We start from the raw sequence: 14,201 nt of genomic DNA, 5'->3' as shown, positions 1-14,201 counted from the left end.
AATCACGGCGTTGGCCGACGTGAAGTCGCCAGAGTACGCTCGTCCCACATCCTGACCTGCAAGGAGCAACACGGTGATCCCTGAGGACCTGTTTTACAGCGAAGAGCACGAGTGGGTGCGCCTTGATGACGAGATCGCGACGGTCGGTATCACCGACTTCGCACAAGGACAGCTGGGCGACATCGTGTACGTCGAGCTTCCAGCTGTTGGGGACCGGGTCGAGGCTGGAGCTGTCATCGGCGAGCTCGAGTCAACCAAGTCCGTGAGCGACATCTTCTCGCCGCTGTCAGGAGAGGTCGTGGCTCGCAACGAGTCTCTCGACGGTGGACCTGAGGTCATCAACTCCGATCCGTACGGAGAAGGCTGGCTCATCAAGCTGCGACCGTTGGACGACGATCCGACCTCGAGCCTGCTCGAGGCCGAGGCGTACGCGGCACTCGTCGCCGACTGAGCCAAGAAGGTCCGTTCTGCGTCCCCCTACGCGTCCGACGCGCGGGTGCGGAGGATCCTGTCGGCATTTCGCGTGGGGGGACCCCCACGCCTGGTGCTAGGTTTGACAGTGAAGTCTCAACCTCGACTCTAGACCGCTTTCAGGAGTGAACCCGATGCCATCGCCGGACCACGAGCCCGATGCAGCTACCGGCGCCCCCGGTCAGTCCGCGGGCATGTCGGACCACACGACGCACATCCCCATCCTTGATGCTGACACCGAGGAGATGACGTCGAGTGACATGGCGGCGGTGGAGAACCTTCCAGCGGGCAGCGCGATGCTTCTGGTGCAGCGTGGCCCAGATGCAGGCGCGCGGTTCCTGCTCGACAGCGACACCGTGTCGGTCGGGCGACATCCGGACAGCGACATCTTCCTCGACGACATCAGCGTCTCGCGTCGCCATGCGACGTTCACCCGCAGTGGCGCCGGCTACCTGATTGCCGACCTGGGCAGCCTCAACGGCTCCTACGTCAACCGCGATCGCATCGACAGCGAGATTGCATTGGCAGGTGGCGACGAGGTGCAGATCGGCAAGTACCGACTTATCTACTTCGCCGGTTCGAAGGCGCCGAAGTGACTGAGCGCCAGCGAAGTCACCATGAGGCTGTCACGCCACGGCCTTCGTATCGTGGGTTCTTGTTGAAGGTCGTTCCGTGACTGAGCCGTTGTCGGAGCTCAGGCTCGGCATCGGCAAGGTGATTGATGAGTTGAGCGCTGAGTTCCCGGCACTGTCTCAGAGCAAGATCCGCTACCTCGAGGAGCAGGGTCTGCTCGATCCCGAACGTACGCCTGCTGGCTACCGCAAGTACGCCTATAGCGACGTCGAGCGACTCCGATTCATCCTGCATGCGCAGGAGCAGCTCTTCTGGCCACTGAGTCACATTCGTCGAGTTCTCGACGACATGGACAGGGGAGCGGTACCCGACACCACCCTGAGCAGCACCGTCAAGGTGCCCTATCTCAGCCTGGCCGAGGACGGACTCCCGACTGCCGAAACCTTTGCCGCGCCGGCGAGCCACGTGAGGCTGTCCCGTGCGGAGCTCTTGGACTCGGCAGGCATTGACGACAAGACTCTCGATGCGATCGAGGAGTTTGGTCTGATCAAGCGGCGACCCTCGCAGACCTACTACGACGGTGAGGCGCTGTCGATCGCCTCGATCGTCGGCGAGCTCGCCGAGCTTGGTCTTGAGCCTCGTCATCTTCGGATGTTCCGGGCTGCTGCGGATCGTGAAATCTCGCTCTTCGAGCAGGTGGTGAGTCCACGCGCTCGCTCGCTCGACAAGGACGCGACCGACAGGACGATCGCGTCACTTGCAGCTCTGTCCGTTCGTCTGCAGACCGTGCTCGTACGAAGCGGATTGCGAAGCTAGCATGCGCGAGGTCGAGGTCGTCGGCGTACGCGTCGAGATGCCGACCAACCAGCCGCTGGTGCTGCTTCGCGAGACGGAGGGCACCCGCTACCTCCCGATCTGGATCGGCGCTGTCGAGGCGTCGGCGATCGCGTACGCGCAAGAGGGTGCCGAGACGCCACGCCCTTTGACTCACGAGCTCATGCAGCAGGTGGTGGTCGCCCTGGGCGACGAGCTCGAAGAGGTACGAATCCTCGACGTGCGCGATGGCGTGTTCTACGCATCGCTTATCTTCGCCTCAGGTGCTGAAGTCGAAGCGCGACCTTCAGACTCGATCGCGCTCGCACTGCGTGCGGGTGCTCGAATCGTGTGTACCGAGGACGTCTTGGACGAGGCTGGCATCCAGTCCACTCGCGAAGAGGATGAAGAAGTCGAGCGTTTCAGGGAATTCCTCGAAGAAGTCGCTCCAGACGACTTCGTGCAGCCGGGGGAGTGACCTTCAACCTTGCCTTGAAGGTTGTGCGACACGCCGAGATCCACGCTCGGTCGTTGACCCGGCAAAGTCTCACCCTTACCTTGAGAGAACTGCCGGTCATACACGGATGTAGTTTCGTAGCGGTAGTCTTCCCCATAACCCGTATTGGAAGGCTTTTCGGATGATCGAGCCACGCGACGCCGCCCCAACAGATGCGGCAGCCAAGGCACGCAACCAAGGTCTGCTGTTCACCGACGACGTTTCGCCGCTGCCGGAAGACTTCGGTTTCCGCGGCCCCACCGCGTGCAGCGCGGCCGGCATCACCTACCGCCAGCTCGACTACTGGGCTCGCACCGGCCTGGTCGATCCGACCGTACGGTCCGCGACAGGCTCTGGCACCCAGCGTCTCTACTCGTTCAAAGACATCCTGCTTCTCAAGATCATCAAGCGTCTGCTCGACGCGGGCGTCTCGCTTCAGCAGATCCGCGTGGCCATCGATCACCTTCGTGAGCGCGGCACCGACGACCTGACGCAGGTGACGCTCATGAGCGACGGCGCGAGCGTGTACGAATGTCGCTCGGCGGACGAGGTCATCGACCTGCTCCAGGGTGGTCAAGGCGTGTTCGGTATCGCGATCGGCGGTGTGTGGAAGGAGATCGAGGGCTCGCTGCACTCGCTCCCGAGCGAGCGCGCCATTGCTGACTCAGACTCCGCGGCCGACGAGCTCGCTGCCCGTCGTAGGGCCCGTCTGTCCTCTTAGTCACAGTGCAGTTGGTAGGCTGGCACTGCTTTCGATCGCGCGTGGGAGAGTTCGCCCAGGCGGCGCCGAAGGGGCAATTCCTCCCCGGAACCTCTCAGGCACAAAGGACCACGCGACGTAGGCAATTCTGGAGCTCTCACGGGTGACAGAAGGGGAGGCGTATGCACCACGCCTCTACCCAGGAGACTCCCGTGACAGACTTCGCCAGCCGCCACATCGGGCCGAGCCCGGCCGATCAGGACGCCATGGTGCGCAAGGTCGGCTACGACTCGCTCGACGCGCTGATGGCCGCTGCTGTGCCGTCCGGCATCCGCAGCGCCGAGGCACTGGGCCTCCCGGCCGCGTTGAGCGAGACCGGGTCGCTGGATGTGCTTCGCGGACTGGCTGCGCGCAACAACCCCGGCGTCGCCATGATCGGCCTCGGCTACCACCCGACCATCACGCCTGCCGTGATCCGTCGCAATGTGCTCGAGGATCCGTCCTGGTACACGGCCTACACGCCCTATCAGCCCGAGATCTCGCAGGGCCGCCTCGAGGCGCTGCTCAACTTCCAGACGCTGATCTCCGACCTCTCAGGTCTGCCAACTGCCAACTCGTCGCTGCTGGACGAAGGTACGGCCGTCGCTGAGGCGATGACGCTGATCCGCCGTGCCACCAAGGGCAGGGATGAGCTGCCGATCATCGTCGACTCGGGATTGCTGCCGCAGACACTCGCTGTCGTCAGTACGCGCGCCGAAGCGCTGGGGATCGAGCTCGTCGAGGCCGACCTGAGTGCTGGTGTTCCCGAGATCGAGGCTGCAGGCACGATCATCGCGTACCCCCGTGCTGACGGGCAGATCGTCGATCCCACCGCCGCGATCGAGGCAGCCCAGGCGAATGGCGGTCTCGCCGTTGTCGTGGCCGATCCGCTGGCGCTCGTGCTGCTCAAGTCGCCGGGCTCATTGGGTGCTGACGTCGTCGTGGGTTCGAGCCAGCGATTCGGTGTGCCGATGTTCTATGGCGGACCACACGCCGGTTTCATGGCTGTTCGCGACGGCCTCGAGCGTCACCTGCCCGGCCGCCTCGTCGGTGTGTCGATCGACAGCGCAGGACGCCCGGCGTACCGGCTGGCACTGCAGACCCGCGAGCAGCACATCCGTCGCGAGAAGGCCACGTCCAACATCTGCACGGCGCAGGTGCTCCTGGCCGTCACGGCGTCGATGTTCGCGGTCTATCACGGGCCCGCGGGCCTCAAAGAGATCGCACAGCAGGTCAACGAGTCAGCTCGTACGCTCGCCGCGGGTTTGCGAGCCGGGGGAGTGAACGTTGCCGAGGGCGGATTCTTCGACACGATCGTTGCCGAGGTTCCTGGTGCCGCCGCAGAGGTCGTCGCCGCGGCCCGCAAGTTAGACATCCACCTGCGGCTGATCGATGACAACCATGTGGGTGTCTCGACCTCAGAGGCGACCACGCGCTCACACCTCGAATCCGTCTGGATGGCCTTCGGTGTGGACACCGCGAGCGAGGCGCCGGCATCGCTGCCGCAGAACCTGCTGCGTACCGACGAGATCCTCACGCACCCGGTGTTCCACGAGCACCACAGTGAGACGCAGATGCTGCGCTACCTCAAGAAGCTCAGCGATCGCGACTACGCGCTCGACCGCGGCATGATTCCGCTCGGCTCGTGCACCATGAAGCTCAACGCCACGTCGGAGATGGAGCCGATCAGCTGGCCCGGCTTCGCCGACCTGCACCCGTTCGTACCCGCTGAGGACGCTGCGGGATTCATCGAGATGATCGAGACGCTCGAGTCTTGGCTCGCTGAGGTCACTGGTTACGCGGGTGTCTCGATCCAGCCCAACGCTGGTTCGCAGGGTGAGTTCGCCGGGCTGCTGGCAATCCGTGCCTACCACCTGAGCCGCGGCGACGATCACCGCGATGTGTGCCTGATCCCGAGCTCCGCTCACGGCACCAACGCCGCATCTGCCGTGATGGCCGGTATGCGCGTCGTCATCGTGAAGTCCACCGATCAGGGCGAGGTGGACCTTGATGAGCTCAAGGCTCAGTGCGACAAGCACGCAGACGACCTCGCGGCGATCATGGTGACCTACCCGTCAACACACGGCGTCTACGAGCACGGCATCACCGAACTGTGCGAGATCGTGCACAGCCACGGCGGCCAGGTGTACGTCGACGGTGCCAACCTGAACGCGCTGCTCGGACACGCCCAGCCAGGCGCATTCGGCGGCGATGTCTCGCACCTCAACCTGCACAAGACGTTCTGCATCCCGCACGGCGGCGGTGGACCCGGCGTCGGGCCGGTCGCGGTCGCGGAGCACCTCGTGCCGTTCCTGCCGACGCACCCGATGCACCCGGTCGAGAGCAAGCGCAAAGGCATCGGTGCCATCAGCGCCGCGCCGTACGGTTCAGCCGGCATCCTGCCGATCCCGTACGCGTACATCGCGATGATGGGTGCTGAGGGCCTCACCAACGCGACCTCAGTCGCGGTTCTCTCGGCCAACTACATCGCCAAGCGGCTCGAGGGTGCGTACCCCGTGCTCTACAGCGGTGACCACGGCTTGGTCGCACACGAGTGCATCCTCGACCTTCGGCCGCTGACCAAGGAATCGGGTCTGAGCATCGATGACGTCGCGAAGCGGCTCATCGACTACGGATTCCACGCCCCGACCATGAGCTTTCCGGTTGCAGGCACGCTCATGATCGAGCCGACCGAATCGGAGGATCTTGCCGAGCTCGACCGGTTCTGCGAAGCGATGCTGTCGATTCGGGCCGAGATCGACGCGGTCACGGCCGGCAAGTACGCCGACGGTGACAACCCGTTGGTCCACTCGCCGCACACGATGCGGGAGATTGCCGACTGGAAGCACGCCTACCCGATTTCGGAGGGCGCGTTCCCATCAGGGACGACCGACGACAAGTACTGGCCACCGGTTGGACGTATCGACCAGGCGTACGGAGACCGCAACCTGGCGTGCTCCTGCCCACCCCTTGAGGCGTTCGCCGAGGTCTAGGGGACGCGCCAAGGGTTCGGCATCCCGACGCCCTATGATCCTTTTCATGGCGGGGGGAGCTTTGTGGCGCAATCACGTGCTCCCATTTGTCGTGGGGCGTTCTTTGCGCCAGATCATCCTTGCGGCCGGGGCATTGCTGCTGCTGGCATCCGGATTGTTCGGTGGCCTTGAACGTGCCGAACCCGACAAGCTCAAGACAGTCAAAGTCGGGCAAACCATCGACACTGGCCCGTTTGACCTCACGGTGACCAAGGTTGGCTGGGCGAAGCAGCTCGGCGAAGAGTTCCGAGAGAGCGAGATCGGCCGCTACGTCGTCGTGTACGCGACGGTCACGTCTACCGAGGAGAACACGGTCGACGGATTCGTGATTCGAGAGGCACTACGAATCCGTGGCCTCGACGACTTTGCGGTCAACGTGGGTACCGATGACCTGGTCGCAAGCGAGAAGGCGGACATGAACGTCGTTGCGGTCAGTGACGAGGCCAGGATCGATTATCTCAACCCGGGCCTGACCTACAACGTTGAATACGTCTGGGAACAGTCCGCTGCAAAACCCCTACCGAACTCGATCGAGCTGACGTTCTACGGGCATGGGTTTCGCCAGAGCAACATCGATGAACAGGAGAACTGGTTCGACAGGTTTGAACTTGCGACCGGCTCGTTCCCCGTGACAGAGCTCGAGCCATGAGGCCCGCCGCCAGCCGCTTCGGCGCCGGAGCCCTGGTCGTTGCGGCTCTTGCCGTGGGACAGGTTCTCAATGAGCGCCTTCCGGAGAGTGACAACGCTTCCCGCCCGTTCGAGACGTACGTGAAGATGGGCGAGACCGCCGAGCTGCGCGCCGGTGATCTCACACCACGTTCGGTCGAAGGCGCCATGAAGCTGATTCGTGAGTCGTCGAACATCGATGCTGCAGGAGTCGCGGTGGTGGTGCATTTCGACTTTGTGTCTGGTCCCAAGGCCCGCTCAATGACCTACGCACAGTTCCGCGGCGGCGACGGAACGACGGCGCATTTCGGGTCATTTGGTGAACGCAGCGTCCTGGCCTGCCCAGCTGCACCGCCCGGACTGGTCGTCCACTGCACAGCGGTGTTCGACATCGATCCTGACTCCCTGGTGGGCTCCACGTTGATGGTCGCTCCCAATTCGCTCGACGAACGATTTGACGGGGCGGCGACGATCGACCTGGGCATCGAGCAGTCCGATGTGAAGCGGTGGAAGGCCACCAATGAGCTTGAGGTCGTCGAGACGGCCGTCGATGGACTGGAATGGGTGAACTGATGCGCTGGTGGCGTCGTGAGCGTCGTGCACTTTTGCTCCTGCCGATTGCACTGATCGCGATCGCGGTTGGCGCCGGCTCAAGGGTCGAAGAGTACTGGTGGGCACGAGGCTTTCACGAGAAGGCAGCTGTCGAGGGCGGCTGGGCTCAGATCGTCGATGAGTACGACGACAGTCATCTCAAGTACCCGATCCGCGCCGAGTTCAAAGTCGATTCCATTCGACCCGTCGAGGTGGTTCCCGGCGCAATTGACAACCCGGTGGTCGCGACGGGTGGTCAACTTTGGGAGGCGACGCTGAAGTGGAAGGCAGACCCTGATGTGGCGTTGGTCGGCTGCAACATCGCGCTCTTCGATCGCGACGGCGTGCAGTACAACGCCGATGGTGATGGGTGGGATTCCGAGGACTACTCCTTCAGTGACAAGTGTCTTCCTGACGCGACCGTGGGTCCCAGACCCGAGCTCGGGAGTACGGCCAAGCCCAAGGTCGCGGAAGGCGACGACCCGCGCCCCAGGTCCTGGGAGAAGACAGTGCTAGTCGTGATGAAGGCCGGTGTCGTGCCGACTTCGGTTCGGGTCTGGTACTTCCTGCCGCGCTATGCCGAGCTGCCGGTCGATGCCGGCGAGTCGGCAGCTGGCTGAACGGGCTGATTGGCGAGCACCCGGTCGATTGCCGCCGCGAGCAAGCCGACAAGTGCCAGTGTGTAGGCGCCGTTGGACATCGCCGAGACGTAGGGCGCGAACGCGAGGGCCGTGTCGCGCTCGGCTGAGCCGGCGACGATTCTCCAAAGCTCCTCGGTGACCGTGCCGGCGCCGCGGGCGAGAAAGAACACCAGGCAGAACATCAGCATGGGAACCAGTCCGCCGACCGCCAGCAGGCGCAACCCGTTGCCTAGATCGGAAAACCGCGCCCTGAGATCAGCGGTCGCCTCGTGGCTGACACGGCGAACAACTCGGGGGACGCGTTGCGTGAGACGTTCAACGCGGGGACGCTGCTTTGTGCTCCGTGTCGTCTCGACGCGCTGGCCCAGGGCAACTGCGCCGACGGTGAGCCAGGCGATAGGCACGATCACAACGGCGTCAGCATCCGACAGCACATTGCCGATGCCGTGGGCCAGGGCGTCCAGTGGTGCCTTCAACGGTCCGACGACGGAGAGCAGGTTGGACCAGTGGTTCTCGACCCACGCGACGGCCTCGCGTTCCGCCACCCAGTCCCAGATGCGGTGCTGATAGCGGGAGAACTGGGCCGCGAGCAGGAACAACCACAGCACCTCGACATAGCCAGCCAGAATGCCGAACCCGACGTGCTTCTTCGGCAGGTCGAACCGATTGAGGAGGAAGCGCAGCAACAGCGCCACTGCGATCAGACCGATCAGGGCGACACCGGTGGCGATGAACACCCGATCGGTGTTCGCGGACTCGCCGTAGAACGAGCCAGCACTGCCGAAGATCTCGTCGTACGTTGCGGCGTTGATGAACTCGTGCAGGTCCTCCTTGAGGTATCCCTGCGCCGCGTAGACCGTGAGGAAGGGAATCAGAGCACTCGCGAGCAGGCCGAGGTATCGACCCCCGTGCTCAGACGTGGCGCTGCCGAACGACGCCCACTCGAGCTCCGACGAGACGACCCGGAGCATGAGGACGATCGCGGTCAACGTCGACATGGGAGCCAGCGGAAGGAGGAGGCCAGCGAGTGTAGAGTGAGACGCGCTGAGCTCGACTGACGCCCACAGGGCGCCGTAGCGAGCCGCGGCACCAAACAGGTAGATCACGAGCAGCGTAGGCAAATGACGAAGCGCAAGCTTGAGGCCCGTTGCGACAACCGACACTGCGTCGACTGCAGCCCCCCGAACTGAATCCACGGCTTGAGGTTAGTGGATCCCGACTTGTGCCCACCAGTCGACGATCTTGTCGACGACCGGACCGGGTGTCTTGCCCCACAGCACGTGGTGGGTATTGCCGCCTTCCGGCACGTCAGCCTTCGTGTAGAGCCACTTCGAGGTCTTCGAAGGCTCGAGGAACATCTTCATGAACAACTTGTTGGCAGCCTCGACAGAGTAGGTGTCGCCCTGGAGGTTGATCACGAACGTCGGCGTCGAGACGAGGTGCGGAACCTTGAACGGCGGCTTGCCAGTGCGTACGAAGCGCGCCCACTCGCGCATCAACGTACGAGCGCCCGGTCCGCCGAACATCGGCTTCGGTACGAATCCGCGGAAGCGTGCGACCACCGGGACCGTCACGCCCACGAGCAACACCGGCAGACCGCCGCGCCGATAGTTGCGGAAGTACGGAACGCTGGCGCCGATCGCGACGAAACCGTCGGCCGGTGGGTGATGCAGCTGGTGGCCCACACTGATCTGTGAACCCAGGCTGTGGCCCATCAGGATCACCGGACGATCAGGTGCCTCGGCACGCGCCTTGGCGACGGCATCCGCGATGCGCTGCATCTCGTCGCCGTAACTCCAGTCGTTGTCCCGTGAGGCTTCTGGCTCACCACGCTCGAATCCCGTGTGCGGGAGCGCGATCGCGTCCCAGCCATGCTCCTCAAACGCCGAGACCACCGGACGGTAGAACGCCGACGGCACGGCCATCGCCGATGAGATCAGGACGAGGGGAGCAGCCATGTGCCAATCATGGCAGCGCCTGCGTCAGCTCAGACGGCGAGAGCCGCTATGGGTTTCGTTGTCGGCAACTTGGATCCACCCTTGGGCTCGATCGTGATGGCGATGCGATCGGCTCCGTCGAGGTCTTCCATCACCATGGAGCCGGATTTGGCGAAGACACCCTGAGAGGTGGGAGAGTCGCCCTTGACCGTCCAGACCTGGTAGACCTTGCCGTCCTCGAGACCCGGCAGGTCGCTGGCCACGATGAACGCGGCATCGGCGTCGTCGGAGGAGACGAGGACGACATGGCCCCCTCCGTCGAACTTCCTGTCGATGGTCATGGCGTCTGAGGCAGACATGAGTGCCGTGATTGTGGCCTTGTCAGCGCGCAGATCGTTCGCCGCGTCGCGCTCGTTGACGTATCCACCGACGCCGACGGCGCCGACCAGGAAGGCTGCAGCCATCGCGAGACGGGGGAGCGTACGGCGCAGCGCGCTCTTCTTGTGCAGGGCAACGACTGCTGGGCGTTCCTGTCGGGTCGTCGCGACCTCGGCCATGAGGCGCCCACGCAACGCAGCTGGCGGAGCCTGCTCCTCAGCCTCACCAAGACGGGTTGCCGTGGCAACGAAGCCCGCCAGTTCGGCGCGGCAGTCGGCGCAGTCACTGAGGTGTGACTCGAACTGTACGCGCTCCTCGTCGTCCAACGCATCGAGCGCATATGGCGCGACGAGGGAGTGAAAGTCAGTAGTCATGATGCTTCAACTCCCAGGCAGTCGCGCAGACGGACGAGACCATCGCGCATACGGGTCTTGACGGTGGCGGGGTTCGCGCTGAGGCTCTCAGCAACCTCGGAGTACGTATAGCCCTTGTAGTACGCGAGGTTGACCGCTTCGCGTTGGAGGTCGGTCAGGCTGTCGAGACAGCGCCGAACTTGCTCGTGCTCGAGGCTGATCGTGACGGTCTCGGCGACTTCATCGAAGTCCGGTCCGCTTGACCAGTCGTACTTGTTCTCGCGCTTGGTCGCGGCCTGGTCGTGGCGTACGGCGTCGACCGCGCGACGGTGCGCCAGTGTGAGTACCCAGCTCTTGGCATTGCCGCGCGCGGCATCGAAGCGGGCAGCGGACTGCCAGACCTGGATGAAGACTTCCTGGGAGACCTCCTCGGCGCGCGCGGGATCGCGTATGACCCGCTTGGCCATCCCGTAGACCGAGGCTCCGAGCGCGTCGTAGACGGCTCCAAACGCCGTCTCGTCGCCTCGACTCACACGGGTGAGGAGCTCGTTGAGATCGGGGACAGGCTCAGGCTCGGCTGAACCAGCGATTCGCAGATGCGATGCACCCTGAGCCACGGCCTTGTCCTTCCTCGTACGAATGGTGTTCCTCACTGCAATTCGACGCTGTAGCCGATGTGGATTGGTGGAGAGCTGGGGAAGTTGAGGCGGCTCCTCGACGCCACTCTAGGTTGATAGCGTGGCGGTATGCCGAAAACCGTCTTCGACCCTGCCGATCCACTCTCACTCGACGCTCTGTTGTCGACAGAGGAGATCGCCGTACGCGAGACCGTGCGCACGATGCTCGACAAGCGCGTCCAGCCCCACATCGCGCAATGGTTCGAAGACGGCGGCGTCGAAGAGCCCCGCGAGCTGTTCAAGGAGTTCGGCAAGCTCGGACTCCTCGGTATGCATCTCGACGGCTACGGACTTCCGGGAATGTCGTCGGTCGAGTATGGGCTGGCCTGCGTCGAGCTGGAGGCATGTGACTCCGGCATCCGCTCGATGGTTTCGGTCCAGGGCTCGCTCGCGATGTACGCCATTTGGAAGTTCGGCAACGAGGAGACCAAGCGGCGCTGGCTACCCGGCATGGGCACAGGCGAGCTCGTCGGCTGTTTCGGTCTGACCGAACCGGATCACGGCTCCGACCCAGGCAGCATGCGTACCCGTGCCAAGCGCGACGGAGACGACTGGATCCTCGACGGCAGCAAGATGTGGATCAGCAACGGCACCTTCGCCGACGTCGCGGTCGTGTGGGCCCAGACCGATGACGGCATCCGTGGCTTTGCCGTCCCGACGGACACGCCCGGGTTCAGCGCCAAGCTGATCCACCACAAGCTCTCCCTGCGTGCCTCCGCGACCGCTGAGCTCGTGCTCGAGGGCGTACGGCTGCCGGCCGAGTCGATGTTCCCTGACGTCAAGGGCCTCCGCGGCCCGCTGTCGTGCCTCACGGAGGCTCGTTACGGCATCGTCTGGGGTTCGATGGGTGCTGCGCGCTCGTCATTTGAGTCTGCGTTGGAGTACTCCAAGACGCGCGAGCAGTTCGGTCGGCCGATCGGCGGGTTCCAGCTGACTCAGGAGAAGCTCGCCAACATGTGCCTTGAGCTCCACAAGGGACTGCTCCTGGCCCTGCACCTGGGCCGCCGCAAGGACGAGGTCGGGCTCACGCCCGAGCAGGTGAGCTTCGGCAAGCTCAACAACGTCCGTGAAGCGCTCGACATCTGCCGCAACGCTCGCACGATCCTCGGCGCCAACGGCATCTCCCTCGAATACCCGGTCATTCGACACATGAACAACTTGGAGTCGGTGCTGACGTACGAAGGTACGACCGAGATGCACACGTTGGTCATCGGCCAGGCGCTGACCGGCGAGAACGCCTTCGGCGGCCGCTGAGCTTCAACGTGCGCGGCTTGGCGTCGCGTGTCACGATCGATCCCGTGTCCAGACTCGATCACTACGCTGCACCCGCCGAGCCGCGGGCTGTCGTCCTGCTCCTGCACGGTGGCCAACAGCACAACATCGAGCCGGTCAAGGACCGTCACGCGAGCTGGTGGCGGATGGCTGCGCTCGCGCGTTCGCTGCGCAGGCACGCTGCTGAGAACGATCTCGCTCTGAGCCTCCTGCAGTACGCCCAGCGTGGATGGAACGACCCCATAGACCCGTCGCCGGTGAAGGACGCCCGCAAGGCGATCAGCGAGCTCTCTGACCGCTGGCCGGGCGTACCCGTCGTGCTTGTCGGCCACTCGATGGGAGGTCGGACGGCGTGCCGTGCCGCGGACGAACCCAGCGTCATCGGCGCAGTCGGACTCGCCCCATGGCTGCCCGAAGGTGAGCCGAATTCCGGCGTTGCCGGTCGTCATCTCCGGGTCATGCACGGAACCCAGGATTCCTGGACGTCACCTGCGCTCAGTCGCGCGTACGTCGAGCGCAGCCAGGGCACAGCTGCGAGTGCAACGTGGACGTCTTTGCCTGGCGGCGGACATTTCATGTTCCGCCGCTCTGCGGTGTGGAAACGCTTCGTGACAGACTCGGTCACTGACATTGTGGGTGTCACCAGCCCACATGCCTCGTACGAGGACCGCACCTAGCTCAAAGGACCAGCGTGACCGACACCGTCGCCTACGGCATCGCAATCCTGGCGACAGTCGTCGCCGCCTGGGCTGGATGGCACATGTATCGCCAGCAACCGGTAGGCAATCCGCTGTTCTACGCAGTCGCAGCGCTTGAGCTTGCGCTGATCGCGTTGTTGATCGGTGGAATCGTTGCACTGAACTCGACCAGTCGTGATGTCGACGGCACGTTGTTCGTCTCGTACCTCGTGACGGTTGCCATCATTCCGCCCGCGGCGGTGCTGTGGGGCATTGCCGAGAAGTCACGCTGGGGGACCGGCGTACTCGTGGTGGCGCTCCTGACTGTGGCCGTGCTGTGCATACGACTCCTCGGCATCTGGAAGGGCACGTATGCCTGAGACCCTGCCGTCCGACAAGGACACGTCCCACGGATTCGGGCGCACCCTGGTCGCCGTGTACGCGGTATTCGCCCTGGCTGCTTCGGCTCGATCGATCTTCCAGCTGGTCACGAAGGTCGACGATGCACCAGTCGCATATGCGCTATCTGCTTTCGCCGGCATCGTGTACGTCGTGGCGACTGTCGCCTTGGCACGCAATCTTCGGCAGCTCGCGTTGGTCGCGATCGCGATCGAGCTTGCTGGAGTGCTGACAGTGGGCCTGTTGTCGATCATCGATGACGATCTTTTCCCGGACCAGACGGTGTGGTCAGGATTTGGCGAGGGCTATGGCTTCATCCCGCTCGGGTTGCCGCTCCTCGGTCTGTGGTGGTTGAACCGGACTCGAGAGAAGGCCTGACCTACGAAGGGGCCCAGCGCGCTCATACCGCGCGGGGCCATCTCAATTACAACCCGAGCGAGCGTCCCAACCGGGTAGCGACACGGAGAAGCCTTGATGAATTCGAAC

17 protein-coding genes and 1 riboswitch are annotated in these 14,201 nt (G+C 64.0%); of the genes, 13 read left to right on the top strand and 4 right to left on the bottom strand.

The genetic code is table 11. The features are described from left to right. The first annotated feature begins 73 nt into the window (after positions 1–73). From gcvH to V6M39_RS08845, 9 genes are all read left to right on the top strand, one after another. Positions 74–451, top strand: coding sequence for a glycine cleavage system protein GcvH (gene gcvH / locus V6M39_RS08885; RefSeq protein ID WP_332643459.1), 378 nt, complete (start codon positions 74–76; stop codon positions 449–451). Between the two features lie 154 nt (positions 452–605). Continuing rightward, the gene (locus tag V6M39_RS08880; RefSeq protein WP_442880743.1) at positions 606–1,067 is read left to right on the top strand and encodes an FHA domain-containing protein; all 462 of its coding nucleotides are present in this window, start codon (positions 606–608) and stop codon (positions 1,065–1,067) included. A gap of 76 nt (positions 1,068–1,143) precedes the next feature. Continuing rightward, the gene (gene ftsR / locus V6M39_RS08875) at positions 1,144–1,860 is read left to right on the top strand and encodes a transcriptional regulator FtsR (protein WP_332643458.1); all 717 of its coding nucleotides are present in this window, start codon (positions 1,144–1,146) and stop codon (positions 1,858–1,860) included. Between the two features lies 1 nt (position 1,861). Next, entirely contained in the window at positions 1,862–2,335 is a 474-nt protein-coding gene (locus V6M39_RS08870) for a bifunctional nuclease family protein (protein ID WP_332643457.1), read from the top strand. Between the two features lie 160 nt (positions 2,336–2,495). Continuing rightward, entirely contained in the window at positions 2,496–3,074 is a 579-nt protein-coding gene (locus V6M39_RS08865) for a MerR family transcriptional regulator (protein ID WP_332643456.1), read from the top strand. 32 nt (positions 3,075–3,106) lie between these two features. After that, positions 3,107–3,195, top strand: a riboswitch (glycine riboswitch). Between the two features lie 40 nt (positions 3,196–3,235). Continuing rightward, positions 3,236–6,085: an aminomethyl-transferring glycine dehydrogenase gene (gcvP, locus tag V6M39_RS08860; protein ID WP_332643455.1), complete on the top strand. Its 2,850-nt coding sequence runs from the start codon at positions 3,236–3,238 to the stop codon at positions 6,083–6,085. Between the two features lie 46 nt (positions 6,086–6,131). After that, entirely contained in the window at positions 6,132–6,773 is a 642-nt protein-coding gene (locus V6M39_RS08855) for a hypothetical protein (RefSeq protein ID WP_332643454.1), read from the top strand. After that, positions 6,770–7,363, top strand: coding sequence for a hypothetical protein (locus V6M39_RS08850; protein WP_332643453.1), 594 nt, complete (start codon positions 6,770–6,772; stop codon positions 7,361–7,363). The genes V6M39_RS08855 and V6M39_RS08850 overlap by 4 nt, the downstream gene beginning before the upstream one ends. Next, positions 7,363–8,001, top strand: coding sequence for a hypothetical protein (locus tag V6M39_RS08845; RefSeq protein WP_332643452.1), 639 nt, complete (start codon positions 7,363–7,365; stop codon positions 7,999–8,001). The genes V6M39_RS08850 and V6M39_RS08845 overlap by 1 nt, the downstream gene beginning before the upstream one ends. On the opposite strand, the gene V6M39_RS08840 is transcribed toward V6M39_RS08845, so the two are convergent. Genes V6M39_RS08840 through sigK form a run of 4 tightly spaced genes read right to left on the bottom strand, consistent with a single transcriptional unit; the run spans position 7,956 to position 11,343 of the window. Beyond that, positions 7,956–9,218: a hypothetical protein gene (locus V6M39_RS08840; protein WP_332643451.1), complete on the bottom strand. Its 1,263-nt coding sequence runs from the start codon at positions 9,216–9,218 to the stop codon at positions 7,956–7,958. The two genes, V6M39_RS08845 and V6M39_RS08840, sit on opposite strands and share 46 nt — an antisense overlap. 9 nt (positions 9,219–9,227) lie before the next feature. Beyond that, positions 9,228–9,980 carry an alpha/beta fold hydrolase gene (locus V6M39_RS08835; RefSeq protein WP_332643450.1) on the bottom strand — a complete coding sequence of 251 codons (753 nt, stop codon included), beginning with the start codon at positions 9,978–9,980 and terminating at the stop codon, positions 9,228–9,230. A 29-nt stretch (positions 9,981–10,009) separates the two neighbouring features. Continuing rightward, a complete protein-coding gene (locus tag V6M39_RS08830; protein ID WP_332643449.1) occupies positions 10,010–10,711 on the bottom strand; it encodes an anti-sigma factor in 702 nt (233 codons plus the stop codon). Then, the gene (gene sigK / locus V6M39_RS08825) at positions 10,708–11,343 is read right to left on the bottom strand and encodes an ECF RNA polymerase sigma factor SigK (RefSeq protein ID WP_332643448.1); all 636 of its coding nucleotides are present in this window, start codon (positions 11,341–11,343) and stop codon (positions 10,708–10,710) included. The genes V6M39_RS08830 and sigK overlap by 4 nt, the downstream gene beginning before the upstream one ends. Before the next feature lie 93 nt (positions 11,344–11,436). On the opposite strand from sigK, the gene V6M39_RS08820 reads away from it, so the two are divergent. From V6M39_RS08820 to V6M39_RS08805, 4 genes are read left to right on the top strand one after another with little or no spacing between them, the layout of a single operon-like run. Next, positions 11,437–12,621: an acyl-CoA dehydrogenase family protein gene (locus V6M39_RS08820; protein ID WP_332643447.1), complete on the top strand. Its 1,185-nt coding sequence runs from the start codon at positions 11,437–11,439 to the stop codon at positions 12,619–12,621. Positions 12,622–12,665: 44 nt separating this feature from the next. Then, on the top strand, positions 12,666–13,316 hold the full coding sequence (locus tag V6M39_RS08815) for an alpha/beta hydrolase (RefSeq protein WP_332643446.1): 651 nt from the start codon (positions 12,666–12,668) through the stop codon (positions 13,314–13,316). Between the two features lie 14 nt (positions 13,317–13,330). Then, the gene (locus tag V6M39_RS08810; RefSeq protein ID WP_332643445.1) at positions 13,331–13,696 is read left to right on the top strand and encodes a hypothetical protein; all 366 of its coding nucleotides are present in this window, start codon (positions 13,331–13,333) and stop codon (positions 13,694–13,696) included. Then, positions 13,689–14,093: a hypothetical protein gene (locus V6M39_RS08805; protein WP_332643444.1), complete on the top strand. Its 405-nt coding sequence runs from the start codon at positions 13,689–13,691 to the stop codon at positions 14,091–14,093. The genes V6M39_RS08810 and V6M39_RS08805 overlap by 8 nt, the downstream gene beginning before the upstream one ends. Positions 14,094–14,201: the final 108 nt, after the last annotated feature.

It is taken from the genome of Aeromicrobium sp., assembly GCF_036675695.1.
In the GTDB taxonomy this organism is placed as follows: Bacteria; Actinomycetota; Actinomycetes; order Propionibacteriales; family Nocardioidaceae; genus Aeromicrobium.
Note: the sequence above shows the minus strand (reverse complement) of the source record. Positions and strands in the feature narration are given on the sequence as shown.